The sequence below is a fragment of the Sphingomonas sp. SP6 genome, assembly GCF_058313435.1.
The window spans coordinates 17,864-42,982 of sequence record NZ_JBZFLG010000001.1; the positions used below are offsets into that span (position 1 = coordinate 17,864).

The window sequence follows — 25,119 nt, forward strand, 5'->3', positions numbered from 1 at the left end:
AGGGAGCGTCTTGTGCGTTGCGGCGTTGATGACACGACGCCCTCGCTCGGGGGCTTTGGCGGCGGCGATCGGCCGCGCGCGGCGAATCGGGATTCAAGAAGGAATGACGCTATGTCCGATCCGGGAGTGTCGCGGCGCGGGGTGTTGGCCGGCGGCGCCGGGAGCGCGGCGCTCGCGGCTGTGCCCGCCCTTGCGGCCCCGCCGGCGCCTCGTCGCGGTGGAGCCGCGGCGATGATGCCCGTCAGCCTCACGGTCAACCGCGAGCGCCGGTCGCTCACCGTCGACCCGCGCACGACGCTGCTCGATCTGCTGCGCGAACATCTGCACCTGACCGGCACCAAGAAGGGCTGCGACCACGGGCAGTGCGGCGCCTGCACCGTCATCGTCGACGGCAAGCGGATCAACTCGTGCCTCAGCCTCGCCGTCCAGCACGAGGGCGACGCGGTGACGACGATCGAAGGGCTGGGTTCGCCCGACAAGCTTCATCCGATGCAGGCCGCGTTCGTGAAACACGACGGCTACCAGTGCGGCTATTGCACGCCGGGGCAGATCTGCTCCGCCGTCGCGGTGCTCGACGAGATCAAGCGCGGCGTCCCGAGCCATGTTCAGGCCGACGTCGCCGACAAGCCGGGCTTGACCAACCTGGAGTTCCGCGAACGGATGAGCGGCAACATCTGTCGCTGCGGCGCTTATTCGAACATCGCCGAGGCGATGGCCGAAGTCGCCGGAGAGCGCGCATGAGAGCCTTTACCTACGAGCGCGCCAAGGACCCGGTCGAGGCGGCGCGTGCCGCCGCGCGGCCGGGCGCGAAGTTCCTTGCGGGCGGGACCAACCTGCTCGACCTGATGAAGATCGAGGTCGAGACGCCGACGCATCTGGTCGACGTCCAGGATCTCGGCTTCGACACGATCGAGAAGACGGCGGACGGCGGGCTCAGGATCGGCGCGCTGGTCACGAATACCGATCTCGCCGCCGACGAGCGCGTCCGGCGCGATTATGCGGTGCTGACCCGCGCCATCGTCGCGGGCGCGAGCGGCCAGCTGCGCAACAAGGCGACGACCGCGGGCAACCTGCTCCAGCGCACACGCTGCCCCTATTTTTACGACACCAACATGGCTTGCAACAAGCGCAAGCCGGGATCGGGCTGCGCCGCGATCGGCGGCGTCTCCCGGCAACTCGGCGTCATCGGCGTGTCGGACCAGTGCATCGCGACCTTCCCGGGCGACATGGCGGTCGCCATGCGCGTGCTCGACGCCGTGATCGAGACGGTCGACGCGGAAGGCCAGCGCCGCGCCATCCCGATCGCCGACTTCCACCGCCTGTGGGGCGACCATCCCGAGCAGGATACGGTGCTGAGGCCCGGCGAGTTGATCACCGCGGTCACGCTGCCCGAGCCGCTCGGCGGCAAGCATTTCTACCAGAAGGTCCGCGACCGTGCCTCCTACGCCTATGCGCTCGTCTCGGTGGCGGCGGTGATCCGGCCCGACGGCTCCGGCCGCGTCGCCTTCGGCGGCGTCGCGCCCAAACCGTGGCGCGTCGCGGAAGCGGAGGCTTTGCTGCCGCAAGGGGCAGCGGCGGTGACCGCGCGCGCGTTCCAGGGCGCGACGCCGACCAAGGACAACGCCTTCAAGCTGCCGCTGGCGACCCGCGCGCTCGCCTCCGTCATCGCCGAATCGAGGGCCTGAGCCATGAAGTTCGAACAGCCCGCCACCACCAACCCGATCGACCAGCTGAAGGTCGTCGGCCGTCCGCACGATCGGATCGATGGTCCGCTCAAGACCACCGGCCGCGCACCCTATGCTTACGAGCGCCACGATGTCGTGAAGGACCCCGCCTACGGCTATGTCCTCGGGGCGGGGATCGCCAAGGGGCGGATCACCTCGCTCGACACCAGCGCCGCGGAAGCGGCGCCGGGCGTGCTCGCGGTCGTGACCCACGCCAATTCGGGCCCGCTGACCAAGGGCGACTTCAACACCGCCCATCTGCTCGGCGGCCCGGCGATCGAACATTACCATCAGGCGATCGCGCTTGTCGTGGCCGGGACCTTCGAACAGGCGCGCGCCGCCGCCGCGCTGATCCGCGTCGATTACGCGCGTGCGAAGGGCGCGTTCGATCTGGCGGCCGAGAAAGGCAACGCCACCGTCCCCAAGGACGACGGGCAAGGGAGCCCGGGCGCATCGCGCGAGGGCGATTTCGCCGCCGCCTTCGCGAAGGCCCCGGTCCGCATTGACCGGACCTACACCACGCCCGATCACAGCCACGCCATGATGGAGCCGCACGCCAGCATGGCGCGCTGGGACGGCGATCGGCTGACGCTCTGGACCTCGAACCAGATGATCGCCTGGGGCAAGGGCGACGTCGCGAAGACGCTCGGCATCCCGCAGGACAAGGTGCGGCTGGTGTCGCCCTATGTCGGCGGCGGGTTCGGCGGCAAGCTGTTCGTCCGCGCCGAGGCGATCCTGGCGGCACTGGGCGCAAAGGCGAGCGGGCGCGCGGTCAAGGTCGCGCTCCAGCGCCCATTGATGATCAACAACACCACCCATCGCCCCGCGACGATCCAGCGGCTGCGGATCGGCTGCGACAAGGCGGGCAAGATCCTGGCGATCGGGCACGAGAGCTGGTCCGGCGACCTCCCCGGCGGCGGGCCGGAGACCGCAGTCAACCAGACCCGGCTGTTCTACGCCGGCGCGGCGCGGATGACCGCGATGAAGCTCGCGGTGCTCGATCTGCCCGAGGGCAATGCGATGCGCGCGCCGGGCGAAGCGCCGGGGCTGATGGCGCTCGAGATCGCGATGGACGAGATGGCGGAGCGGCTGGGGATCGACCCGGTCGAGTTCCGCATCCTGAACGACACCCAGGTCGATCCGGAGAAACCCGATCATCCCTTCTCCGAACGCCATTTCGTCGAATGCCTGCGCACCGGCGCCGAAAAGTTCGGCTGGTCGAAGCGCGATCCGAGACCGGCCCAGGTCCGCGAGGGGCGCTGGCTGATCGGGATGGGCGTAGGCGGCGGCTTCCGCAACAACATGCTGACCAAGTCGGCGGCGCGGATCCGATTGGAAAAGAACGGGCGGCTGACGGTCGAGACCGACATGACCGACATCGGCACCGGCAGCTATACCATCCTGGCGCAGACCGCGGCGGAGATGATGGGCGTCGCGATCGACGACGTGACCGTCAGCCTCGGCGACAGCGACTTCCCGGCTTCCGCCGGCTCGGGCGGGCAGTGGGGGGCGAACAACTCCACCTCGGGCCTCTACGCCGCCTGTCTCAAGCTGCGCGAGGCGGTGGCGCAGCAGCTCGGCTTCAACTCGTCCGACGTGACCTTCGCCGACGGCAAGGTCTCGGCCGGCGGCCGCAGCGCCGCGCTCCGCGACGCCGCCAAGGCGGGGCCGCTCGTCGGCGAGGACGGCTTCGACCCAACCGACATGGGCAAGCGGTGGCAGCAGTCGACCTTCGCCGGCCATTTCGTCGAGGTCGCCGTCGACTCCTACACCGGCGAGGTCCGCGTCCGCCGGATGCTGGCGGTGTGCGACGCCGGGCGCATCCTCAACCCCAAGTCGGCGCGCAGCCAGGTGATCGGGGCGATGACGATGGGGGTCGGCGCGGCGCTGATGGAGGAGCTGGCGGTCGACACCCGCTTCGGCTTCTTCGTCAACCACGACCTCGCCGGCTACGAGGTTCCGGTCCACGCCGACATCCCGCACCAGGACGTGATCTTCCTTGACCATCCCGACGACAAATCCTCGCCGATGAAGGCGAAGGGCGTGGGCGAGTTGGGGCTGTGCGGCGTCGGCGCGGCGGTCGCCAACGCGATCTACAACGCCACCGGCGTGCGCGTCCGCGACTATCCGATCACCCTGGACAAGCATCTGGAAAAGCTGCCGGCGGTCGCTTGACGTCGCAGGGGTGGACAGCGCGCGCGCGTCGGGCATGATGCCGCCATGTCGCTGCTGACCACCCCCGAAGCGCTCGCCTTCCGCGAGGAGGTTCGCGCCTTCTTCGCCGACCGGCTCACCCCCGATCTCGTCCGCGCGACGCGCCGTACGACCAGCGTGTTCTTCCACCCCGACGTGTCGCTCGCCTGGCAGCGGACCCTGAACGAGCGCGGCTGGGTCGCTCCGGATTGGCCCGAGGAACATGGCGGTCCGGGCTGGAGCGACGTCGAGCGCTACATCTTCGCCGAGGAGAGCGCCGCCGCGCACGCCCCGTCGCTGATCCCCCAGGGCCTCAAGATGGTCGCGCCGGTGATCATGCATTACGGCACGCCCGAGCAGAAGGCGACACTGCTGCCCCGCATCCTCGACGGCTCGGATTACTGGTGCCAGGGCTATTCGGAGCCGGGGTCGGGATCGGACCTCGCCTCGCTTCAGCTCCGCGCGGTTCGCGACGGCGACGATTACGTCCTGAGCGGCTCGAAGATCTGGACGACGCACGCCCAATTCGCGAACAAGATGTTCGCGCTCGTCCGCACCAGCACCGAGGGCCGGCCGCAGACCGGCATCACCTTCCTGCTGCTCGACATGGATGCGCCCGGCATCACCGTCGCGCCGATCCTGACGCTCGCGGGGGAGCACGAGTTCAACCAGGTGTTCTTCGACGACGTGCGCGTCCCGGTCTCGGGACGGCTCGGCGCGGAGAACGACGGCTGGACGGTCGCGAAGCACCTGCTCACCTTCGAGCGCGGCGGCCGTTACGCCCCCGGCCTCGCCGCGCATCTCGCGCTCGTCCGCGAGGCCGCCGAGGCGATCGGCTGGCTGGAGCATGAGGGCAATCGTGAGCGGCTGGCGCGCGAAGAAATCGCGGTCGAGGGGCTACGCGCGATCGAGCTAGCCGCCCTTGCCGGCGGCGGCCCCGCCGATGCGGTCCGCCCGTCGATGCTGAAGGTGCTGGGCACCGAGGCGTCGCAGCGGATCGACCAGCTCGCGCTCGAACTCGCCGCGGGCTGGGACGGCGACCTCGACAACGCTCCCGACGCGATCGCGACGGCGATGCCCCGCTACCTCAACAATCGCGCGTCGAGCATCTACGCCGGCTCGAACGAGATCCAGCGCGACCTGATCGCGAAGGTGGTCGTCGATCAGGCGGCGTAACGCCGCAGATGTACCCGCGCGGTGCCGTCGCGCTGCATCAATGTGCGGACCCGGCGGAAATAGCCACTGACGCGCATCTCCGCGGTCAGCCCCATCGCGCCGTGGAGCTGGACGGCGCCCTCGCCGACGATCCGCCCAGCGTCCTCCGCCAACACACGCGCCGCGCTGACCGCCCGCATCCGTGCGTCCGCCGGTCCGTCGAGCGCGGTCACCGCCGCATCGGTCGCCGCTTCGGCGAGCTCGAGCGCCATCGCCATGTCCGCCATCCGGTGCCGCAGCGCCTGGAAGGCCGCGATCGCGACGCCGAACTGGCGGCGCTCCTTGAGGTAGGCGGCGGTGTCCGTCATCATCGTCCGGCACAGGCCGACGATCTCCGCCGAATGGAGGACCGCGCGCGCGTCGTCGGCCCAACCGGCGTCGCCGCCGCGCGCGCCGAGCCAATGCTCGGCCCAGGGCAGCGCCGCGCCGGCCCGGCCCAGCGCCGCTGACACCACCGCCGCGTCGCGGGCGTCGGTTCCGAGCCCGCCATCCTCTTCGCACGTGCCGAGCAGCGTGGCGCCGGTCTCCTCCAGCGCATCCCAGGACGGGTTGGTCGCCAACCTGGCCGCGATCGTATCCGCGAGCATCCGCTGCTCGTCGGTGTCGATGAACGCCATGACCTCACCCTCCGCCTACGCCCGCCCGCCGCAGCGGGTCTGTCGGCCGGCGTAATGCCACCCTTCGGAAATTGGTAGGGCTCGCGGCAGTCCATGCCACGCTGACCGCTGGATCGTTCGGGACAGGGAATGGTGGACGCACTTGGGCTCGAACCAAGGACCCGCTGATTAAGAGTCAGCTGCTCTACCAACTGAGCTATGCGTCCGTCGATCACGGCGGGGGCGTGGCCCCCGCGATCGGAAGCGCGCGGTTAGCAGGCACGGCCGGCGATGCAAACCCTTTTTCTACCGGCGTTGCAGTTTGCGGTTGGCGCGGTCGATCGAGAGGAGGATGCCGAGGCACAGGAGCACCGTCATCTGCGCCGATCCGCCGAAGCTGACGAGCGGCAACGGGATGCCCACGACGGGCGCCAGCCCCATCACCATCGCCAGGTTGATCGAGACGTAGATGAAGATCGTCGTCGCCAGCCCCGCCGCGGTCAGCCGGGCGAAGCGGGTTTGGGCGCGGATGCCGACGCCGAGGCCCCAGCGGATCACCAGCGTGAAAGCGACGATCAGGAACAGCCCGCCCATCAATCCCCACTCCTCCGCCATCGTCGCGAAGACGAAATCGGTCTGCCCCTCGGGCAGATAGTCGAGGTGGCTCTGGGTGCCGTTGAGGAAGCCCTTGCCGAAGATCCCGCCCGATCCGATCGCGATCTTGGACTGGGTGATGTGATATCCCTTGCCGAGTGGATCGCTCTCCGGATCGAGGAAGATCAGCACGCGGTTGCGCTGATAATCGTGGAGCACGAAATTGTATGCCAGCGGCGCGGCGATCGAGACGAGCAGCAGCCCGCCCGCGAACAGCCGCAGCGGCACGCCGGCGAGGAACATGACTACCACGCCGCCCATGCAGATCATCAGCGCGGTGCCCAGATCGGGTTGGAGCATCACCAGCGCGGCGGGCAGCGCGATGAGGATGCCGGTCGGCCACAAGCCGGCGAGGCGTCGTGTCTCCGCCCCCGGCAGCAGCTCGTAGAAGCGGGCGCAGGCGAGGACGATCGCGACCTTCATCAGCTCGCTCGGCTGCAATCGGATGATGCCGAGGTCGAGCCAGCGCTGGCTGCCGCCGCGCACCGCGCCGAGCAGCTCCACCAGCACCAGCATCACCAGGAGCACGCCATAGGCCGGAAACGCGCCGCGCCGCCACCAGTCCTCGGGCACCCGGCTGAGCACGAGCGCGCCGCCGAGGAACACGGTGAAGCGCACGGTCTGCGGCAGCGCCCAGGGGCGGATCGATCCTCCCGCCGCCGAATAGAGCACCACCAGCCCGAACCCGCCGATCGCGGCGACCAGCAGGATCACACGCCACGGCAGCGCCGCGAGCGGGGCGGGGACGAAGCCGGCGCGGGTCACTGCAACCCTTGCGTGTTCGAGGTGTCGGGCTCGGGCGAGCCGACTTCGGCCGGACCCTGACCGTTCAGGACGTCGCGCGCGACCGCCTCCGCGCTCGCGTTCGAGGCGTCGGTCGCCGCCTCGACCGCGGGCGCGGCGGTCGGGGCTGGGCTGTCGGTCTCGGTCGCGACCGCCTGCGCCGGGGGGGGGGCATTGGCGGCGGCGCGGTAGGCGGCCTGCTGCGCCGCCATCCGGGTGCGGATGTCGCCGCCCCAGGTCGGCTCGACCTCGGCCAGGCTCTTCAGCGCGCGGTCGCGGTCGAACAGATAGGTCATGATGTCGCGACCGATCATCGGCGTGTCGAGGTTGCGCACGGTATGGCCGTTATGCTCGAGCACGACCGCGATCGCATATTGTGGGGCGTCGGCGGGGGCGAAGCCGACGAAGAGCGCATGGTCGCGCATCTTGAACGGCAGCGACCCGTTCTTGAGCACCCCGGAGGCGCGCTCCGCCATGGTGATGCGGCGGACCTGCGCGGTGCCGGTCTTGCCCGCCAGCGCGATGCCGGGAGTCAGCATCCGCGCCGCGCCGCCGGTGCCGCCGCCGTTGACGACCTTCCACATCGCCTCGCGCACGATCGCGAGATGCTCGGGGGAGAAGGGGAGCGGCGGGGCGTCGCGGACGACGTGCCGCGCGAGCAGGCTTGGCTGGAGGTGGCGCCCGCTCGCGATCCGCGCCGCCATCACCGCGAGCTGGAGCGGGTTCGCGAGCACATAGCCCTGGCCGATCGAGGCGTTGAGCGAATCCGCGACCTTCCATTCGTCCTTGTACTTGCGTCGCTTCCAGGCGCTGTCGGGGACGGTGCCGTAGCGCTGGGTCGAGAAGGGCAGATCGAACTTCTGCCCCAGGCCGACCGTGCGTGCGATCGGGGCGACGTGATCATAGCCGAGCCGGCGAACCATTTCGTAGAAATAGATGTCGCAGCTCTGCGCGATCGCGTTCCTGAGATCGAGCGAGCCATGGCCGCCGCGCTTGTGACAATGGAACACCCCGGTGCCGACGCGGAGCGCGCCCGAACAGGACACGCGCTCGTCGGCGCCGACCCCAGCCGTCAGTAGCGCCAGCCCGTTCATCGGCTTGACCGTCGAGCCCGGCGGATACAGCCCCTGCGTGACCTTGTTCATCAGCGGCACGTGGTCGTTGTCGCTCAGCATCCGCCATTCGAGATGGCTGATCCCGTCGGAGAAGCTGTTCGGATCGTAGGCGGGCATCGACACCATCGCCAGCATCTCGCCCGTCCGGCAGTCGAACACGACCGCCGAGCCGGAGTTGGTGCCGAGCCGCCGCGCCGCATAGTCCTGCAAGCCCGCGTCGATCGTCAGCCGCTCGGTCGCGCCGGGGACGTCGCGGCGCGTCGGCAGCTCCTTCACCAGCTTGCCGCGCGCGGTCACCTCGACCCGCTTCGCGCCGGGTTTGCCGCGCAGCCGCGGCTCGAGCATCTTCTCCAGCCCGTCCTTGCCGAGCTTGAAGCCGGGCGTGACGAGCAACTGGTCGCGGGTCGCCTTGAACTGCTCGGCACTCGCCGCCCCGACATAGCCGGTCAGATGCGCGACCGCGGCGCCGGCGGGGTAATAGCGGGCGAAGCCGCTGGTCGGCGCGACCCCGGGCAGTTCCGGCAGCCGGACGCTGACCGCCGCGAACCGCGCCCAGTCCAGGTTCTCGGCGACCTGGACGGGCTGGAAGCCGGGCGCGTTCTTAAGGTCCGCGCGGATGCGCAGCATGTCCTCGGGGCTGAGCTGGAGGATGGACCTGAGCATCTCCAGCACGCGGTCGCCGTTCTCCAGCCGATCGGGGATGATGTCGACGCGGAAGTCGGTGCGATTGTTCGCGACGGGGTGGCCGTGACGATCGACGATCCAGCCCCGCCGGGGCGGGATCATCGTCATGTTGACTCGGTTGCTCTCGGACAGGTCGGTGTAATGCTCGTTCTCGGCGATCGCGAGCCAGCCCATGCGGACGCCGAGCGCCGCCGCCACCCCCGCCTGGCCGAGGCCGAGCACGGCCGCGCGCCGCGTGAAGCTGAACGCCTGCTGCGCCTCGGTGACCGGCCGCGGCGGCGACTTCATGCGACGCCCCGCTTGCGGTCGATGAACGCGACGATCCGCGCCGCGAGCGGGAAGGCGAGCACCGAGATCACGATCTGCGCCCCTAGCACGGGATCGACCCGTGCCGAGAACGGGACCGCGACCAGCCGCCCGCCGACGAGGCAGACCGCGATCACCCCCGCCGCGATCAGCCAGTCCTGGCGGAAACTGCGGAACAGGCTACGCCGCTCCGCCAGCGCGACGAGGAACGCGCCGAGCTGCCAGAACAGCATCGCGCTCCCCAACGGCTGGCCGCTCACCAGATCGTCGAACAGGCCGAGCAGCGCCGGCGCCCAGACCCGCAACGCAAGCGGCGCGAGCAGTCGCCAGGCGAGTAGCATCAGCAGCCCGCACGGCGGCATCAGCGGCGCCGTCGCGACGACCGGAAGCGCGGTCACCAGCGAACCCGCCATCACCGTCACCCATGGGATCGCGCGCGCGCGCTGGACCGCGACGACCTCGTCCAGCAATGGCGGTTCGACGCGCGGTGTCATCGGGGCGAAGGCGCGGTCGGCGCAGGGGCGGGGGGCGGCAGCTGGGCGGCCGAAGGCGGCGGCGGCGGCAGAAAGGCGTGAGTCACCACTGCGAGATCGAGCGCGCTCGGATTCGCGATCGGCCGGCCCAGGCCGCCTTCGCGGGTGTGTTGCGCGATCAGCGCGACGGGGACGCCGGGCGCGTAGAGGCCGCCGGTGCCCGAGGTGACGAACAGATCGCCGGGGCGGAACTGCGGATCGCCCGAATCGACCCCACGGACGTCGAGCAGCGCGTCGCCGCGTCCGCTCGCGAGCGCGGCGCGACCGTCGCGCGTCCGGCGGACGGGGATCACACTTTCGGCATCGGTCAGCAGCAGCACGCGCGCGGTGTTCGGACCGACCTCGACGACGCGCCCGATCAGCCCATTGGGTCCGCGCACCGGCTGGCCGCGGCGCACGCCCTGCCACAGGCCGGCGTTGAGCAGCCCGAAGCGTCGGGCGCTTTCCGGCGAGGAGCTGACGATCCGCGCCGTCACGACCACGCTCGCGTCGCCGTCGCGCAAGGCGACGATGCGGCGCAGGCGCAGATTCTCGTACGCGACGGCGCGGGCGCTAAGGACGAGCGCCCGGTTGCGGTCCAGCTCGGCGCGGAGCCGGGCATTCTCGTCGTGGACGCCGAAATAGGCGCCGACATCGGCCGGGATCGCGGCGATTCCGTCGACGGTCACCGCCAGTGCGGTCGAGATCGGCGCGGTCGCCTCGGACACGGTCGAGCGCAGCGCCGCGAACGCGGGCGGATCCCAGCGCGACAGGACGAGCAGCACCGCCCCCACCACCGCGCCGGCGATCGCGAGGATAGAAGTGAAGAACAGGGAATATTGCGCCCGGCGCGAGAATCCCGGACGCCGGTCCTTGAGCGCCGCCATCGCACTCCGTTCGTTCTAACGCCGCGCGCTCGTCATCCGATCGCGCGGATTGCTCACCCGTTCATCAGCACGCCGCGGTACATCGGATCCTCCAGCGCGCGCCCGGTGCCGAGCGCGACGCAGGTGAGGGGGTCCTCCGCCACCGTCACCGGCAACCCGGTCTCGTCGCGCAGCACCTCGTCCAGCCCCTCGAGCAGCGCGCCGCCGCCGGTCAGGACGATGCCCTGGTCGACGATGTCGGCGGCGAGCTCGGGCGCGGTATTCTCCAGCGCGACGCGGACGCCCTCGACGATCGTCGCGACCGGCTCCGACAGCGCCTCGGCGATCTGCGCCTGGCTGATCTGGATCTCCTTGGGGACGCCGTTGACGAGATCGCGGCCCTTGACGTGGATCGTCAGGCCCACGCCGTCGGCGGGGGCGCGGGCGATCCCCACCTCCTGCTTGATCCGCTCGGCGGTCGCCTCGCCGATCAGCAGATTGTGGTTGCGACGCACGTAGCTGACGATCGCCTCGTCCATCTTGTCGCCGCCGACGCGCACGCTCGTGGTGTAGGCGAGGCCGCGTAGCGACAGCACCGCGACCTCGGTGGTGCCGCCGCCGATGTCGACCACCATGGAGCCGATCGGCTCGGTCACCGGCATGTCCGCGCCGATCGCCGCCGCCATCGGCTCCTCGATCAGATAGACCTTCGACGCGCCGGCGTTCGAGGCGGCGTCGCGGATCGCGCGGCGCTCCACCTTGGTCGAGCCCGAGGGCACGCAGATCACGATCTCGGGCCGGCGCCACGGCATCGTCTTGCCGCCGCCGTGGACCTTGTGGATGAAGTGTTTGATCATGTCCTCGGCGACGTCGATGTCGGCGATCACGCCGTCGCGAAGCGGGCGGATCGCCTCGATCGTGCCCGGCGTCTTGCCCATCATCAGCTTGGCGTCGTCGCCGACCGCGACCACGCGCTTGACGCCGTCGATGGTCTCGATCGCCACCACCGAGGGCTCGTTGAGGACGATGCCGCGGCCGCGGACGTAGACCACGGTGTTCGCGGTGCCGAGGTCGATCGCCATGTCGTGCGACATGAGCTTGAAGAAACGCGAGAAAACCATGCTCGTCCTGAAGTGTCCCGATGGCGCTTGGAAGCGCGCGTGTACGCTTGTGTCCCTCGGGGCCGCCGGTCGTCGTCCGGGGTCACGGGATCGGGACTGACAGGCTCGCGGGACGCCGCCGCTTGGGCTAGGGCTGGGGGCGTGTCAATACGCCGCCTGCCCGCCAACCTCGTCAACCGGATCGCCGCCGGTGAAGTGGTGGAAAGACCGGCCAGCGCGCTGAAGGAGCTCGTCGAGAACGCGCTCGACGCCGGCGCGACTCGGGTCGCGGTCCGGCTGTCCGCCGGCGGGACGGACCGGATCGAGGTGGTCGACGACGGCTGCGGGATGGCCCGCGACGACCTCGCGCTCGCGCTCGAACGCCACGCCACCTCCAAGCTGCCCGACGAGGAGATCGAATCGGTCGAGACGCTCGGCTTTCGCGGCGAGGCGCTGCCCTCGATCGCGAGCGTCGCGCGGTTGACGCTCGAGAGCCGGACCGCCGTCGGGGAGGGGTGGCGGCGCGTGGTCGACAACGGCGTGCTGGTCGCCGACGAGCCCGCCGCGGCGCCGCCCGGCACCCGCGTGCTGGTCGAACATCTGTTCGCGCGCGTCCCCGCGCGCCGCAAGTTCCTGCGCACCCCGCGCGCCGAATATGCCCAATGCCTCGACGTCGTCCGCCGGCTGGCGATGGCGCGGCCCGAGGTGGTGTTCACCGTCGAGCATGACGGCCGCCGCGCGCTCGCCGCGCTCCAGCCCGAGGATCATCCCGCGCGGGTGGCCGCGCTGACCGACCGGGCGCTGGCGGACTCGTCGGTCGCGATCGACTTCGTGCGCGGCGAGTATCGGCTCGGCGGCGTGGCGGGGCTGCCGACCTACCACCGCGGCGTCGCCGACCATCAATATCTGTTCGTCAATGGCCGCCCGGTGCGCGACCGGATGCTGATGGGCGCGATCCGCGGCGCCTATGCCGAGATGATGCCGCGCGACCGCCACGCCGTGGTCGCGCTGTTCCTCGACGTCCCCGCCGGGGAGGTCGACGTCAACGTCCACCCCGCCAAGACCGAGGTCCGCTTCCGCGATGCGGCGCTGGTCCGCGGGCTGATCGTCTCCGGGCTGCGGCGCGCGCTCGACGAGGCGGGGCACCGGGTGTCGCAGCCCGTCGCCGCCGACGTCATGGCGCTGTGGACGAGCGAGTCTCCGGGTGGCGAGCGCTTCTCCGGCGAGGGCCCTGGCCCCGTCGCGCAGGTCGGCACGGTGGCGGGAAGCCCTTATCAAGGAGCCGCTCGCGATTGGGACGCGGTCCTGGCCGGGGAGGCGCATCGACGCACGCTCCACGATCCCCGCGCCACCTTCTTCGCCCCGCCCCCCGCCGCCCGCGCCGAAGCCGCCTTTTCGGCCCCGCCCGACGCGCGCGACCACCCGCTCGGCGTCGCGCGCGGGCAAGTGGCCAAGACCTATATCGTCGCCGAATCCGAAGGCGCGCTGATTCTGGTCGACCAGCATGCCGCGCACGAGCGGCTCGTCCTCGAACGGATGCGCCGCGCGCTCGCGACCGGGCGCGTCGCCAGCCAGTCGCTGCTGATCCCCGAAGTGGTCGAACTCGACGAGCCCGCCTGCGACCGGCTGGAGGCGAGGGCGGGGGAGCTCGCCGATTTCGGGCTGGACGTGGAGCGTTTCGGCCCGCGCGCGGTGCTGGTCCGCGCCACCCCCGCTTTGCTCGGCACCGCCGACCCGACCGGCCTCGTCACCGACCTCGCGGACGAACTCGCGGCGTACGACGAGGCGCTGTCCCTGCGCGAGCGGCTCGACGCGATCGCCGGCACGATGGCCTGCCACGGCTCGGTCCGCGCCGGCCGGGTGCTGAGCGTCGCGGAGATGAATGCCCTGCTGCGCGAGATGGAGGCGACGCCGCATTCGGGCCAGTGCAACCACGGTCGGCCGACGTGGGTGAAATTACACCATCGCGACATCGAGAAGCTTTTCGGCAGAAAATGAACGACTTAGCCAAGGTCACTGATGACGCTGTAGGTCGGTCGTGCATAATTCGGGCAAGAAAGCGGACGGTCTAAAATCGCCCACTTGCCGCCGTTCGCACGGCGTCGCTACGACGCTGGGGATGGCGATCTCGGACCGGTCACTGCAAGCTCAGGAACGCGCTCTCGTCGCCTATCTCTGGGGCTTAGAGGACCAGAGCAACGCTTTGCCAGAGGAACTGCGAGTCACGGAGATGGCGGACGGGGGCATGGGCAGCCTCTCGTTCGCCTCATCAAAACCGCATCGCTCAATGGGCAAGGTGGCAGGTGAGTGCTCCTTTTACGACGCGGATGGAGTGTTGGTAGACGCCGCCCTCATTCTGGATAAGGAGGGTGACCTACTCGAACTCGACCTGTGGAAGGTCAATTTCTCACCCCTGATCCGGATACCTGATCCGGCATTCTTTTCTCCGCGGAGCGAGCGGCCGAACGGCAGCTAACCCCCAGAAGCAGACGGTCGCGCCCGCTCGGCGACGGAGGGTTACCGTTTGTGGGTCAGAGACCCGCTGACGAAGACCCATCCACGTAGGCTGGCGTCATCACTGATGATGATACTCGGATCGTAGTAGTTCTCGCGCACGAGATGACCTATGGCGCAGCCTCTCTTAACTGAATGCCCTTTCACCCAGATAACTTTATAAGCTCGGCCTACGAGCTCGCCGGTGAGATGGTCTGATGAGATCAGCGTCCCACTTCCACACAGGCGCATTCTTTTGCCTTGGTACTTTTCCGGATGCGCATGCACGTCCGCAAAGCTTAGCGATATCAATGAGGCAGCGATAAGAAGTTGCAACATCCCAGACTCCAACGCGCACACCGAGTTTATACGTCCTCTCGTGTGTGGCCGCAATCCAACGTCCGCTTACCCCCAGACCCGGCCGTTCTTCACCCGTTCGGCGGGCGCGAATTGCCTGAAAGCGGATCGGCGGCTTTTGGGCGGGAAAGCGGACGGGCGCGAGTCGCTCCAAAAGCGGACCTCAAAAGATCGTTAGCTGGTTCGTATCATTGTAGATTTGGCCGCACTCATGCGGCCCATCGTCGCTGTAGATGCGCAAGGTGTCGCGCTCGAAGGTCAGCGTAAGGCAGAACGGTTCAACCGCTAAGTCCGTGATCTTTTGTCCGATCAGATGATGGATGAGGATAGGTTTCAACCTGTCCTCGTCGGTATTGTGGCGTCGGACCGTTCCCTCGCTGTTTACATGCTCAAGGTCTCCCTCGACGCTTATGCTGCCGACATCGAAAGCGAAGTGAAACTGCCAGTAGCCGAGGCAGACGCTCTCAAGTTGCTTTCCGACAAGGAACTGCAAATGCGATGCGGGCGGAAACGGGTGCATACCCCTCTATCGCGCTCGCGCGGATCAGGAGCAATGTCGCCTTTCCCCCAGAGCCGGTCGTTCCCGCCCGCTCTGGAGCCGCGAGTCGCCGTAGCGGACATTCAGCAGGCGGCAGAGGCAGACTGACGGTATGACAGGGATTGTGCGCCAAGCTTGGTGAAGCTGGCGCACGCCGATATCGAGACGCTGTTCGGGCGGCGGTAGCCGGCCCTCGCTTCGCCGGTCTTGCGGGTCGCGCGCCGGCCTGCGCGATCGACGCCCGGCATTGCTGCCACCGCGTGGGGACTACATCCTCGTTCGTCGACTGGGGCGGCGCGACGTGCTCGTCGCACGCTGGTCGCGCCTTCGTTCATCTGCCGGAAACCTTTCGCCACCGTGCGCATTGGAGCGGGCAAGTCCTTGCACCCGCCAACGCGAGAGCCGTCATGAACAAGATCGTCCCAGTCTTCCTTGCGCTGATCCCGCTTGCCGCCGTTCTGGGCGCGTGCGTCGTCGCACCGTGAGGTGATCGTTCCCCCCGTGCCGGCGTGGTCCGTCCCCGGGCCTCAGGCGCCGGCGCAAACGAAAGGCCCGGTCGGATCGCTCCGGCCGGGCCTTTTTGGTGCAGGCAGTCCGGACGGCATCAGCCCTCCGCGGTCTCCTGCGCCGGAGCGTCGGCGGTGGCGCCGGGCTCGGCATTGGGGTCGTAATCCTCGACGAAGCCGCCCTGGTCGCGGCCTTCCTCGAACATCTGCGCCATCACGTCGACACCCGACGCCTGCATCTCGGCCTCTTCCGGCGAGCGGGCGACGTTGACCTTGACCGTCACCGACACCTCGGGGTGCAGCGCGACCTTTACGTCGTACACGCCGATCGCCTTGATCGGCTTGTCGAGCACGACCTGCGACTTGACGACCTTGTGGCCCGCCGCCTCCAGCGCCTCGACCAGATCGCGGACCGCGACCGAGCCGTAGAGCTGGCCGACGTTCGACGCCTGACGGATCAGCGTGACGCTCGCGTCCTTGAAGGACTTGGCGTCCTTCTCGGCATCGGCGCGACGGCTGGCGTTGTCCGATTCGATCCGTGCGCGGTTCGCCTCGAACACCTTGCGGTTCGCGTCGTTGGCGCGAAGCGCCTTCTTGTTCGGCAGCAGGAAGTTGCGGGCGAAGCCGTCTTTCACCTTCACCACGTCGCCGATGGCGCCGAGCTTCTCGACGCGCTCGAGCAGAATGACGTCCATGTCCTACTCCCTCACTTCACGATGTAGGGCAGGAGGCCCAGATGCCGCGCGCGCTTGATCGCGGCGGCGAGCTCACGCTGCTTCTTGGCCGACACGCTGGTGATGCGCGACGGCACGATCTTGCCGCGCTCGGACACGAAGCCCTGGAGCAGGCGCACGTCCTTATAGTCGATCCGCGGCGCGTCCTTGGCGCTGAACGGGCACGACTTGCGGCGGCGGAAAAACGGACGAGCCATTATGCGGCCTCCTCTTCACGGTCGCGGCGCGGACGGTCGGGACGATCACCGCGCGGGCCTCCGTCGCGACCACCGTCACGCCCGCCTTCGCGGTCGGCGCGGCGCTCGCGGTCGCGCTCCTGCTTGCGCATCATCACGCTCGGGCCCGCCTCATGCTCGTCGACCTTGACGGTCATGTAGCGGATCACGTCCTCGTTGATCTGGGTCTGGCGCTCCAACTCGGCGACCACCGCGCCCGGCGCGTCGATCTCGAGCATGACGTAATGCGCCTTGCGGTTCTTCGCGATCCGGTAGGCGAGGCTGCGCAGCCCCCAGGTCTCGGTCTTGACGACCCGACCCTGCCCGTCCTGAACGATCTTGGTGGCGGCTTCCGCCAGCGCGTCCACTTGCGCCTGCGCCAGGTCCTGGCGCGCAAGGAACACGTGCTCGTACAGAGCCATGTCTTTCCTTCGTGTTGGCCGATCGCTGACATGGCCCCGTGCCATGCCCCTCCGGCTGTCGTCTCGATAAGGCCGTCGTCTCAAACGGCATCGGGGCGGGAAGACGCGCTTCCCGCCCCGATCCGAAGCGCCCCTAACGGAACGCCGCGAAAAATCAACTCTTAGTTGAGCGCGCCGGCCAGCGTCGCCGCGATCAGGCCGGTGGTGACGCCGACCAGGACCGCGTCATTGCCCGAGCGCACCCAGTGATAGCCGCGGGGCGGCGCATACAGGCGGCGTGCCCGGTACTTGCGATAGTCGATCACCCCATAGTTCGGCGCGTAGCGGCGATCGAACCGCTGACCCTTCGCCCACTTGCGGTAGGTGACCCGGGCCGGGGCGCGCGTGACGGTGGTCTTCTTGACCACGGTGCCGTTGCGCTTCTCGTGGATGGTCGTGGTGCGCTGCGCCTGCGCCTCGGCGACGCTCGCGATCATCGGGGTGGCGACCAGTGCCGCGGCGACCGTCGCCTGGACAATTTTCCTGAACATGCCTTGTCTCCTTCTCGAATTGTTGGCGCCCTGTTCGGCGTCGGAAACCTATCTAGGCGGCGGTTGTATCCCTCCGCTGTCGATACGAAGCCGAAATATTCGCGAATTGTCGCAGTTTTCCGAGGCTTCTGAACGCCTGTTCAGGCCGGCGACGAAATCTACACCAATGGCGGCCTAATCGACCGCGGATGAACGCGCCGTTCAGCCCTGCCGAACTCGCCCACACCGTCCGGCGAACCCGCCCGCGGGGCGATCTCGCCCTTGCGGCTGGCGAGCGCCGGTTCTGGATCGCGGCGCTCGCGAGCGGCGTCACGCTCGCGCTCTGGCTCGGCTGGATCGGCTTCATCGCCTCCGACGATTCGCTCTATTATCAGGGCGCGCTGCGCTGGCTGACGGACCCGCCGTTCGCGGGCGACAATCATTGGGCGACCCGCTTCCCGCTGACGCTCACCTTCGCCGCATTCCTGGCCGTGCTGGGCAAGGGCTATGGCGCGTTCGCGGGGACCGCGCTGGTATTCTACGCCGCGGTGATCGCGGTCACCGGAGCCGCGGCGGCACGGATCGGGGGCGAGCGGAGCGGCTGGATCGCCGCGCTGCTGACCGCCACGCTGCCGGTGATCGTCAGCCACGCGACCACGGTGAGCGTCGACCTGGTGGAGGCCTCGGCGCTGATGCTCGGCGCGATGCTCCTCGGCGACGCCGAGGATGATCGGCGCGGCGAAGGCAAGGGCCTCGCCGCCGGAATCGCGTTCGGCGTCGCGATGCTGTGCCGCGAGACGACCGCGCTGCCGCTAGTGGGCCTGGTGCCGCTGTTCCTCCTGGGCCGCCCCGTCCCGCGCCGCGTTCTGGTCGCCGCGGCACTCGGCTTCGTCGCGGTGATCGGCGCGGAGGCGGTGTTCCAATGGGCGCTGACCGGCGATCCGCTGCGCCGCTACTCGATCGCCTTCCACCACGACGAGCATATCGACCGTGCCGCCAATCTGGAGGGCAATGTCCTGCTCTGGCCGCCGATCGACCCCTTGCTGGTGCTGCTGATCAACGACGATTTCGGGCTGCTGTTCTGGGCCGCGGGGGCGGCGCTCGCGGGCGGGACGCTCGGCCGCGTCGGCGCGGACGGCCGCGCGCGGCTGGCGATCGTGGCGGCGATGGCCCTCGCGGCGTTCCTGTTGGTGGCGGTGCTGACGACCAAGCTGGTCCTCAACCCGCGCTATTTCACGCTACCCGCGCTCACGGCCGTGATCGTGGTCGCGCTCTGGCTCGATCGCGCCGGCCCGCGCGCGCGCCTGTTCGGGCTCGGGGCGCTGGTCGGGAGCGGGCTGCTGCTCGCGAGCGTCGGCAACGCGCACCCGCGCTGGGAGATGGAGGCGCTGGTCGCCGCCGCCCAGGCGCATCCCGACGAGCCGGTCGCCGGCACGCCCGACGAGGCCCGCCGCGCCGCGCTGCCGCTCGCACTCGCCGGGCGGGGCCGGGTGATCGCCGGCGCGCCGCGGCTCGGCGGACTGGTCGTCGCGCGCGAAGCGGATGCGCCACCCGGCGAGGTGATCGCCCGCTATCCGTCGCCGCCGACCCGGCTCGGCGCCATCCTTGGCGCGGCCGGTCTCGAAAGGGTCGTGCCGGCTGGGGTCGCCCGTCGCATGTTCGCGCCGAACCCGGCCTATGTGCTGGTCCGCACCGGCCCCAAAGGTTGACCCCCGCGCGCCGGCACGCCTAACCGCCTCTCTTGTCAAGGAGAGGTCACAATGCGCGCGTTCATCTTCCCCGGGCAGGGGAGCCAGGCGGTCGGCATGGGCAAGGCGCTCGCGGACGCGAGTCCGCATGCGCGCGAGGTGTTCCAGGAGGTCGACGAGGCGCTCGGCCAGAACCTGTCCGCGCTGATGGCGGACGGCCCGATCGATCTGCTGACGCTGACCGAGAACGCGCAGCCCGCCATCATGGCCGGCGCGGTCGCCGTGCTGCGGGTGCTCGAAAAGGAAGGCGGCGTCTCGGTCGCGGACAAGGCTGATTACGTCGCCGGCCACTCGCTCGGCGAATATACCGCGCTGTGCGCCGCGGGCGCGCTCGATCTCGCGACGACCGCGCGCCTGCTGAAGCTGCGCGGACAGGCGATGCAGGCGGCGGTGCCGGTCGGCGAGGGGGCGATGGCGGCGCTGCTCGGCGCGGATCTCGACACGGCCGAACTGATCGCCGGCACCGCGGTCGACCAGATCCTGGCGGAGGGCGGCGATGCGCTGGTCTGCACCATCGCGAACGACAACGATCCCTCGCAGGTCGTGATCTCCGGTCACAGGGCCGCGATCGAGCGCGCCGTCGCGCTCGCCAAGGATCTGGGCGCAAAGCGGGCGGTGTTGCTGCCGGTTTCGGCGCCGTTCCATTGCCCGTTGATGCAGGACGCCGCGGACGCGATGGAGAACGCCCTGCGCGACACCCGCCTCTCCGCGCCGGTCGTGCCCGTCTACACCAACGTCGACGCCGCCTCCGTCGCCGACCCCAATCGCCTCCGGTTCGCGCTCGTCGAGCAGGTCACCGGCATGGTCCGCTGGCGCGCCTCGGTGGCGGCGATGGCGGGGGAGGGTGTGTCGGACTTCGTCGAGTTCGGCGCGAAGGTGCTGGCCCCGATGGTCAAGCGCACCGCCCCCGACGCGACCGCGACGAGCGTGCTGACGATGGACGACATCGAGGCGTTGTTGAAACGAATGTAGGATTCAAGAAGGAAGAAAGGGGTTCACGCAAGGGACGCAAAGGTCCGCGAAGGGCGCGATGAGGAAGGGAGAAGGCCCGGACCCAGGCCGCGCGAGGGCAAGATCTGGTATTGCTGCGTCGCGGCGAAGAAGAATGCGCCGCCGAGAACCATCTTCCTCGTCTTCTCTTCATGTCCTTCGCGGACCTTCGCGTCCATCGCGTGAAGCACCTTCTTCTCTTCTGTGCCCGCTGCAGACACCAATGAAGGATCACACCATGTTCGATCTTACCGGCGCGACCGCCCTCGTCACCGGAGCCTCGGGCGGGATCGGCTCGGCCATCGCCGGCGCGCTTGCGAAGCAAGGCGCGCGCGTCGCGGTGTCCGGCTCCAACGCCGAGAAGCTCACCGCCTTCCGAAACGAGCTCGGCGGCGATCACGTCGCCGTCCCTGCGAACCTCGCCGACCCGATCGCGGTCGACGCGCTCGTTCCCGCCGCCGTCGCGGCGCTCGGCGGCCGGCTCGACATCCTCGTCAACAACGCCGGCGTCACCCGCGACAATCTGACGATGCGGATGAAGGACGAGGAGTGGGACACGGTGATCCGCGTCAATCTCGAGGCCGCCTTCCGGCTGATCCGCGCCGCGGCCAAGCCGATGATGAAGCAGCGCTACGGCCGCATCGTCTCGGTCACGTCGGTGGTGGGCCAGACGGGCAACCCCGGGCAGGCGAATTACGCGGCCTCCAAGGCGGGGCTGGTCGGCATGTCGAAGGCGGTGGCGCAGGAGCTCGCCAGCCGCAACATCACGGTCAACTGCGTCGCGCCGGGCTTCATCCGCTCGGCGATGACCGACGGGTTGCCCGATGCGCAGAAGGCCGCGCTGAGCGCGCGGATTCCGGCGGGCGACCTCGGTGCGGGAGAAGACATCGCCGCCGCGGTGGTGTATCTGGCGTCGAAGGAAGCAGGGTACGTCACGGGCCAGACGCTCCACGTCAACGGTGGGATGGCGATGGTCTGACTTGCGCCGAACTCGCAGCCGTTCTAGCTGCGTTCAGGAATCATCACCCCCCAGCGAGAGGGACCAAGTTCATGAGCGAGACCGCCGACCGCGTGAAGAAGATCGTCGTCGAGCATCTCGGCGTCGAAGCCGACAAGGTGACCGAGGACGCCAGCTTCATCGACGATCTGGGCGCGGACAGCCTCGACATCGTCGAGCTGGTGATGGCGTTCGAGGAGGAGTTCGGGGTCGAGATTCCCGACGACGCCGCCGAGAAGATCACGACCGTCAAGGACGCGATCACCTACATCGACGAGCACAAGGGCTGATCGTACGCCCCCAAGCCGGATTTGAGCGGCTCTCCGTCCTCCGCTAGAGGGCGGGGAGCCGTTTCGTTATGTTGATCCGTCGTCCCGGGCGCGCGCCGGGGACGACGCTGGAAGGAAGCCTATGCGTCGCGTCGTCGTCACCGGCCTCGGTCTCGTTACCCCGCTCGGGGCGGACGTCGAGACCGTCTGGAAGAACATCGTCGCCGCCCGCTCGGGCGCGGCGACGATCACCCGCTTCGACGCCACCGATTACCATTCGAACTACGCCTGCGAGGTGAAAGCGCCGGATCACGAATTCGGCTTCGATCCGGGCAAGCGCGTCGACCACAAGGTCCAGCGCCAGGTCGATCCGTTCATCGTCTACGGCATCGACGCCGCCGGCCAGGCGATCGAGGACGCCGGGCTCCTCGACATGACCGAGGAGGAGCGCTTTCGCGCCGGCTGCTCGATCGGCTCGGGCATCGGCGGCCTGCCGGGAATCGAGAGTGAGTCGCTGGTGCTGGCCGAGAAGGGCCCCAAGCGGGTCTCGCCGCATTTCGTCCACGGCCGGCTGATCAATCTGATCTCGGGTCAGGTCAGCATCAAATACGGGCTGATGGGTCCCAACCACGCGGTGGTCACGGCTTGCTCGACCGGCGCGCATTCGATCGGCGACGCGGCGCGGATGATCGCGATGGACGACGCCGACGTGATGCTCGCGGGCGGGGCCGAATCGACCGTCTGCCCGATCGGCATCGCCGGCTTCGGTCAGGCGCGCGCGCTCTCGACCGGCTTTCGCGACGATCCCACCAAGGCCAGCCGCCCGTGGGACCAAGCGCGCGACGGCTTCGTCATGGGCGAGGGCGCGGGCGTCGTCGTGCTCGAGGAATATGAGCGGGCGAAGGCGCGCGGCGCGAAGATCTACGCCGAGGTGATCGGCTACGGCCTGTCGGGCGACGCCTATCACGTCACCGCCCCGCACCCCGAGGGCTCGGGCGCGTTCCGCTCGATGCAGATGGCGGTGAAGAAGTCCGGCCTCGCGCTCGACGACATCGACTACATCAACGCGCACGGCACCTCGACCCCGCTCGGCGATGAACTGGAGCTGGGCGCGGTCCGGCGGCTGTTCGGCGACGCGATCGGCGGGCTGTCGATGTCGTCGACCAAGTCGGCGATCGGGCACCTGCTTGGAGGCGCGGGAGCAGTCGAAAGCATCTTCTGCATGCTGGCGCTGCGCGATCAGGTCGTCCCGCCGACGCTCAACCTCGACAATCCCAGCGAGAATTGCGCGGGCGTCGACCTGGTCCCGCACACGGCCAAGCAGCGCAAGGTTCGCGCGGTGCTGAACAACAGCTTCGGCTTCGGCGGCACCAACGCCTCGCTGGTGATGAAGGCGGTCTAGTGCGCCCGATCGGCTGCTTCGGCCTGCTCGCCGGCCTGCTGCTGATCGTCGCGGCGTTGCTGGTGGCGCAGGATTGGCGCGGGGCGGGGCCTGCGAACGCGCCCGTCACCGCGCAGATCTCGCGCGGGGCCACCCTCGCGCGCGCCGCGGCCGAACTGGAGAAGGCAGGCGCAATCGAATCGGCGACGCGCTTCCGCATCTACGCCCGCCTGTTCGGCACCGGCGCCCCGATCCGGGCTGGCGAGTATCAGGTGCCCGCGGGGGCGAGCCCTTCGCTGGTCCTGAAGCTCCTCCAGGAGGGCAAGGTCCGCCAGCGCTTCGTCGTCGTGCCGGAGGGCTATCCGTCCGTCCTGGTCCACGACGCCTTGCTCCGCGCCGACGGGCTCACCGGCGGGGTCGGCATTCCGCGCGAGGGCTCGATCCTCCCGGACAGCTACGCCTACGAACGCGGCGACACCCGCGTCTCCGTCGTTCTGCGGATGCAGAAGGCGATGCGCGACTATCTCGCCGCCGCCTGGGCGAAGCGCAAACCCGGCATCGCGGTCAAGACCCCGGCGGAGGCGATCACGCTCGCCTCGATCGTCGAGAAGGAAACCGGCAAGCCCGCCGAGCGCCGCGTCGTCGCCGCGGTGTATGAGAACCGGCTGCGGCAGGGGATGCCACTCCAGGCCGATCCGACCGTGATCTACCCGCTCACCCGCGGCCGCCCGCTCGGCAGGCGGATCCTCGAATCCGAGCTGAAGGCGAAGAACGGCTACAACACCTATGCCGAGGCAGGGCTACCCAAGGGCCCGATCGCCAATCCGGGCAAGGCGTCGATCGACGCGGTCCTGAACCCCGCCGACAGCCCCGCGCTTTACTTCGTCGCCGACGGGACGGGCGGGCACGTCTTCGCGAACACGCTGGACCAGCACAATGCCAACGTCCAGAAATGGTATGCCATCCGGAGGGCGCGGGGAGAGATGTAGACAACGCGACCACCGTCCGACGAAATCCGGTGTTTCCCTCTTGTTCTACAGGAACGAAGACGGTACACAACGTCCCGCGCGTTGAACGGTCGATGCGCATGGTCTAGCGGTGTGAGGGAAGCGATATGGCTGCGAACCTGAAGGTGATCGACTCCGGCATGGCCTCCTCCCTTTCGAACAACACCGATCGCCAAAAGGCGCTGGACGCCGCATTGGCGCAGATCGACCGCGCCTTCGGCAAGGGCTCGGCGATGAAGCTCGGCTCGAAGGAGGCGATGAAGGTCGACGTGATCTCGACCGGCAGCCTCGGGCTCGACATCGCGCTGGGCGTCGGCGGGCTGCCGCGCGGCCGCATCGTCGAGATCTTCGGACCCGAAAGCTCGGGCAAGACCACGCTGGCGCTCCACGCGGTCGCCGAGGCGCAGAAGCGTGGCGGCACCGCAGCGTTCGTCGACGCCGAGCATGCGCTCGATCCGGTCTATGCCAAGAAGCTGGGCGTCGACATCGACGAGCTGATCGTCTCGCAGCCCGATACCGGCGAACAGGCGCTCGAGATCGTCGACACCCTCGTCCGCTCGAACGCGGTGGACGTGCTGGTGATCGACTCGGTCGCCGCGCTCGTCCCCCGCGCCGAGATCGAGGGCGAGATGGGCGACAGCCACGTCGGCCTTCAGGCGCGACTGATGTCGCAGGCGCTCCGCAAGCTCACCGGCACGATCAGCCGCTCGCGCTGCCTGGTCATCTTCATCAACCAGATCCGCATGAAGATCGGGGTGATGTACGGTTCGCCCGAGACGACCACCGGCGGCAACGCGCTCAAGTTCTATGCCTCGGTCCGGCTCGACATCCGCCGCACCGGCTCGGTGAAGGACCGCGACGAGGCGACGGGCAACACCACTCGCGTCAAGGTCGTGAAGAACAAGGTCGCGCCGCCGTTCAAGCAGGTCGAGTTCGACATCATGTTCGGCGAGGGCGTGTCGAAGCTCGGCGAGATCATCGACCTGGGGGTCAAGGCGGGGCTGGTCGAGAAGTCGGGATCGTGGTTCAGCTACGACAGCGTCCGCATCGGCCAGGGGCGCGAGAACGCCAAGAACTTCCTGCGCGAGAATCCGGAAATGGCCGAGCGCCTGGAAAAGGCGATCCGAGCGCGCACCGATGCGGTCGCCGAGGAGATGATGGTCGGACCGTCGGGCGAAGACGACGCCTGAGGGATCTTTCGCGAT

General features: G+C 69.1%; 24 protein-coding genes and 1 tRNA gene. 13 read left to right on the plus strand and 12 right to left on the minus strand.

Annotated elements, in window-relative coordinates:
* The first annotated feature begins 111 nt into the window (after window positions 1–111).
* Genes paoA through AC4GYY_RS00110 form a run of 4 tightly spaced genes read left to right on the plus strand, consistent with a single transcriptional unit; the run spans window position 112 to window position 5,093 of the window.
* Window positions 112–741: an aldehyde dehydrogenase iron-sulfur subunit PaoA gene (gene paoA, locus AC4GYY_RS00095; RefSeq protein WP_491117612.1), complete on the plus strand. Its 630-nt coding sequence runs from the start codon at window positions 112–114 to the stop codon at window positions 739–741.
* Window positions 738–1,685, plus strand: a complete 948-nt coding sequence (locus AC4GYY_RS00100) for an FAD binding domain-containing protein (protein WP_491117614.1) — start codon at window positions 738–740, stop codon at window positions 1,683–1,685. Before paoA ends, AC4GYY_RS00100 begins: the two co-directional genes overlap by 4 nt.
* Before the next feature lie 3 nt (window positions 1,686–1,688).
* Complete coding sequence (gene paoC / locus AC4GYY_RS00105) at window positions 1,689–3,899, plus strand: aldehyde oxidoreductase molybdenum-binding subunit PaoC (RefSeq protein ID WP_491117616.1); 2,211 nt, start codon at window positions 1,689–1,691, stop codon at window positions 3,897–3,899.
* Window positions 3,900–3,944: 45 nt separating this feature from the next.
* Entirely contained in the window at window positions 3,945–5,093 is a 1,149-nt protein-coding gene (locus AC4GYY_RS00110; RefSeq protein WP_491117618.1) for an acyl-CoA dehydrogenase family protein, read from the plus strand.
* On the opposite strand, the gene AC4GYY_RS00115 is transcribed toward AC4GYY_RS00110, so the two are convergent.
* From AC4GYY_RS00115 to AC4GYY_RS00145, 7 genes are all read right to left on the minus strand, one after another.
* Complete coding sequence (locus tag AC4GYY_RS00115; RefSeq protein WP_491117620.1) at window positions 5,081–5,749, minus strand: acyl-CoA dehydrogenase family protein; 669 nt, start codon at window positions 5,747–5,749, stop codon at window positions 5,081–5,083. The genes AC4GYY_RS00110 and AC4GYY_RS00115 overlap by 13 nt on opposite strands.
* Window positions 5,750–5,879: 130 nt before the next feature.
* Window positions 5,880–5,955 (minus strand) — tRNA-Lys (locus AC4GYY_RS00120).
* A 79-nt stretch (window positions 5,956–6,034) separates the two neighbouring features.
* Complete coding sequence (rodA, locus tag AC4GYY_RS00125; protein WP_491117622.1) at window positions 6,035–7,147, minus strand: rod shape-determining protein RodA; 1,113 nt, start codon at window positions 7,145–7,147, stop codon at window positions 6,035–6,037.
* Window positions 7,144–9,252 (minus strand): penicillin-binding protein 2, encoded by a 2,109-nt coding sequence (mrdA, locus tag AC4GYY_RS00130; RefSeq protein WP_491117623.1) that lies wholly within the window; start codon window positions 9,250–9,252, stop codon window positions 7,144–7,146. Before mrdA ends, rodA begins: the two co-directional genes overlap by 4 nt.
* On the minus strand, window positions 9,249–9,764 hold the full coding sequence (mreD, locus tag AC4GYY_RS00135) for a rod shape-determining protein MreD (protein WP_491117625.1): 516 nt from the start codon (window positions 9,762–9,764) through the stop codon (window positions 9,249–9,251). The genes mrdA and mreD overlap by 4 nt, the downstream gene beginning before the upstream one ends.
* Complete coding sequence (locus tag AC4GYY_RS00140) at window positions 9,761–10,669, minus strand: rod shape-determining protein MreC (protein ID WP_491117627.1); 909 nt, start codon at window positions 10,667–10,669, stop codon at window positions 9,761–9,763. Before AC4GYY_RS00140 ends, mreD begins: the two co-directional genes overlap by 4 nt.
* 53 nt (window positions 10,670–10,722) lie before the next feature.
* Window positions 10,723–11,769, minus strand: a complete 1,047-nt coding sequence (locus AC4GYY_RS00145) for a rod shape-determining protein (RefSeq protein WP_491117629.1) — start codon at window positions 11,767–11,769, stop codon at window positions 10,723–10,725.
* Window positions 11,770–11,910: 141 nt separating this feature from the next.
* Between AC4GYY_RS00145 and mutL the strand changes: the two genes are divergently transcribed.
* Together mutL and AC4GYY_RS00155 are read left to right on the plus strand one after the other, a co-directional pair.
* Entirely contained in the window at window positions 11,911–13,746 is a 1,836-nt protein-coding gene (gene mutL, locus AC4GYY_RS00150; protein WP_491117632.1) for a DNA mismatch repair endonuclease MutL, read from the plus strand.
* Window positions 13,747–13,867: 121 nt separating this feature from the next.
* A complete protein-coding gene (locus AC4GYY_RS00155; protein WP_491117634.1) occupies window positions 13,868–14,224 on the plus strand; it encodes a DUF6984 family protein in 357 nt (118 codons plus the stop codon).
* Between the two features lie 537 nt (window positions 14,225–14,761).
* Here AC4GYY_RS00155 and AC4GYY_RS00160 read toward each other — a convergent pair.
* From AC4GYY_RS00160 to AC4GYY_RS00180, 5 genes are all read right to left on the minus strand, one after another.
* Window positions 14,762–15,118, minus strand: a complete 357-nt coding sequence (locus AC4GYY_RS00160) for a hypothetical protein (RefSeq protein ID WP_491117635.1) — start codon at window positions 15,116–15,118, stop codon at window positions 14,762–14,764.
* Between the two features lie 622 nt (window positions 15,119–15,740).
* Entirely contained in the window at window positions 15,741–16,337 is a 597-nt protein-coding gene (gene rplI / locus AC4GYY_RS00165; protein WP_491117637.1) for a 50S ribosomal protein L9, read from the minus strand.
* An 11-nt stretch (window positions 16,338–16,348) separates the two neighbouring features.
* Window positions 16,349–16,573 (minus strand): 30S ribosomal protein S18, encoded by a 225-nt coding sequence (gene rpsR, locus AC4GYY_RS00170; protein ID WP_491117638.1) that lies wholly within the window; start codon window positions 16,571–16,573, stop codon window positions 16,349–16,351.
* The gene (gene rpsF / locus AC4GYY_RS00175; protein ID WP_491117640.1) at window positions 16,573–17,013 is read right to left on the minus strand and encodes a 30S ribosomal protein S6; all 441 of its coding nucleotides are present in this window, start codon (window positions 17,011–17,013) and stop codon (window positions 16,573–16,575) included. The genes rpsR and rpsF overlap by 1 nt, the downstream gene beginning before the upstream one ends.
* A gap of 161 nt (window positions 17,014–17,174) precedes the next feature.
* Complete coding sequence (locus AC4GYY_RS00180) at window positions 17,175–17,543, minus strand: RcnB family protein (RefSeq protein ID WP_491117642.1); 369 nt, start codon at window positions 17,541–17,543, stop codon at window positions 17,175–17,177.
* 188 nt (window positions 17,544–17,731) lie between these two features.
* On the opposite strand from AC4GYY_RS00180, the gene AC4GYY_RS00185 reads away from it, so the two are divergent.
* The 7 genes from AC4GYY_RS00185 to recA all read left to right on the plus strand — a co-directional run bounded on the left by AC4GYY_RS00185 (window position 17,732) and on the right by recA (window position 25,104).
* Entirely contained in the window at window positions 17,732–19,231 is a 1,500-nt protein-coding gene (locus tag AC4GYY_RS00185; protein ID WP_491117644.1) for an ArnT family glycosyltransferase, read from the plus strand.
* Between the two features lie 51 nt (window positions 19,232–19,282).
* Window positions 19,283–20,242, plus strand: a complete 960-nt coding sequence (gene fabD / locus AC4GYY_RS00190) for an ACP S-malonyltransferase (RefSeq protein ID WP_491117646.1) — start codon at window positions 19,283–19,285, stop codon at window positions 20,240–20,242.
* Between the two features lie 256 nt (window positions 20,243–20,498).
* Window positions 20,499–21,239, plus strand: a complete 741-nt coding sequence (gene fabG, locus AC4GYY_RS00195) for a 3-oxoacyl-[acyl-carrier-protein] reductase (protein ID WP_491117648.1) — start codon at window positions 20,499–20,501, stop codon at window positions 21,237–21,239.
* A gap of 71 nt (window positions 21,240–21,310) precedes the next feature.
* Window positions 21,311–21,547: an acyl carrier protein gene (locus AC4GYY_RS00200; protein ID WP_019515010.1), complete on the plus strand. Its 237-nt coding sequence runs from the start codon at window positions 21,311–21,313 to the stop codon at window positions 21,545–21,547.
* 121 nt (window positions 21,548–21,668) lie between these two features.
* A complete protein-coding gene (fabF, locus tag AC4GYY_RS00205) occupies window positions 21,669–22,928 on the plus strand; it encodes a beta-ketoacyl-ACP synthase II (protein WP_491117651.1) in 1,260 nt (419 codons plus the stop codon).
* Complete coding sequence (gene mltG / locus AC4GYY_RS00210) at window positions 22,928–23,896, plus strand: endolytic transglycosylase MltG (RefSeq protein WP_491117653.1); 969 nt, start codon at window positions 22,928–22,930, stop codon at window positions 23,894–23,896. The genes fabF and mltG overlap by 1 nt, the downstream gene beginning before the upstream one ends.
* A 125-nt stretch (window positions 23,897–24,021) precedes the next feature.
* A complete protein-coding gene (gene recA / locus AC4GYY_RS00215; protein ID WP_491117655.1) occupies window positions 24,022–25,104 on the plus strand; it encodes a recombinase RecA in 1,083 nt (360 codons plus the stop codon).
* The last annotated feature ends 15 nt before the right edge of the window (window positions 25,105–25,119 follow it).

What these genes read in the sequence shown, in the direction of transcription:
- paoA (WP_491117612.1), top strand. Translation starts at nt 112, where the DNA reads ATGTCCGATCCGGGAGTGTCGCGGCGCGGGGTGTTGGCCGGCGGCGCC.
- AC4GYY_RS00100 (WP_491117614.1), top strand. Translation starts at nt 738, where the DNA reads ATGAGAGCCTTTACCTACGAGCGCGCCAAGGACCCGGTCGAGGCGGCG.
- paoC (WP_491117616.1), top strand. Translation starts at nt 1,689, where the DNA reads ATGAAGTTCGAACAGCCCGCCACCACCAACCCGATCGACCAGCTGAAG.
- AC4GYY_RS00110 (WP_491117618.1), top strand. Translation starts at nt 3,945, where the DNA reads ATGTCGCTGCTGACCACCCCCGAAGCGCTCGCCTTCCGCGAGGAGGTT.
- AC4GYY_RS00115 (WP_491117620.1), bottom strand. Translation starts at nt 5,749, where the DNA reads ATGGCGTTCATCGACACCGACGAGCAGCGGATGCTCGCGGATACGATC.
- mrdA (WP_491117623.1), bottom strand. Translation starts at nt 9,252, where the DNA reads ATGAAGTCGCCGCCGCGGCCGGTCACCGAGGCGCAGCAGGCGTTCAGC.
- mreD (WP_491117625.1), bottom strand. Translation starts at nt 9,764, where the DNA reads ATGACACCGCGCGTCGAACCGCCATTGCTGGACGAGGTCGTCGCGGTC.
- AC4GYY_RS00140 (WP_491117627.1), bottom strand. Translation starts at nt 10,669, where the DNA reads ATGGCGGCGCTCAAGGACCGGCGTCCGGGATTCTCGCGCCGGGCGCAA.
- AC4GYY_RS00145 (WP_491117629.1), bottom strand. Translation starts at nt 11,769, where the DNA reads ATGGTTTTCTCGCGTTTCTTCAAGCTCATGTCGCACGACATGGCGATC.
- AC4GYY_RS00155 (WP_491117634.1), top strand. Translation starts at nt 13,868, where the DNA reads ATGGCGATCTCGGACCGGTCACTGCAAGCTCAGGAACGCGCTCTCGTC.
- AC4GYY_RS00160 (WP_491117635.1), bottom strand. Translation starts at nt 15,118, where the DNA reads ATGCACCCGTTTCCGCCCGCATCGCATTTGCAGTTCCTTGTCGGAAAG.
- rplI (WP_491117637.1), bottom strand. Translation starts at nt 16,337, where the DNA reads ATGGACGTCATTCTGCTCGAGCGCGTCGAGAAGCTCGGCGCCATCGGC.
- rpsR (WP_491117638.1), bottom strand. Translation starts at nt 16,573, where the DNA reads ATGGCTCGTCCGTTTTTCCGCCGCCGCAAGTCGTGCCCGTTCAGCGCC.
- rpsF (WP_491117640.1), bottom strand. Translation starts at nt 17,013, where the DNA reads ATGGCTCTGTACGAGCACGTGTTCCTTGCGCGCCAGGACCTGGCGCAG.
- AC4GYY_RS00180 (WP_491117642.1), bottom strand. Translation starts at nt 17,543, where the DNA reads ATGTTCAGGAAAATTGTCCAGGCGACGGTCGCCGCGGCACTGGTCGCC.
- AC4GYY_RS00185 (WP_491117644.1), top strand. Translation starts at nt 17,732, where the DNA reads ATGAACGCGCCGTTCAGCCCTGCCGAACTCGCCCACACCGTCCGGCGA.
- fabD (WP_491117646.1), top strand. Translation starts at nt 19,283, where the DNA reads ATGCGCGCGTTCATCTTCCCCGGGCAGGGGAGCCAGGCGGTCGGCATG.
- fabG (WP_491117648.1), top strand. Translation starts at nt 20,499, where the DNA reads ATGTTCGATCTTACCGGCGCGACCGCCCTCGTCACCGGAGCCTCGGGC.
- AC4GYY_RS00200 (WP_019515010.1), top strand. Translation starts at nt 21,311, where the DNA reads ATGAGCGAGACCGCCGACCGCGTGAAGAAGATCGTCGTCGAGCATCTC.
- fabF (WP_491117651.1), top strand. Translation starts at nt 21,669, where the DNA reads ATGCGTCGCGTCGTCGTCACCGGCCTCGGTCTCGTTACCCCGCTCGGG.
- recA (WP_491117655.1), top strand. Translation starts at nt 24,022, where the DNA reads ATGGCTGCGAACCTGAAGGTGATCGACTCCGGCATGGCCTCCTCCCTT.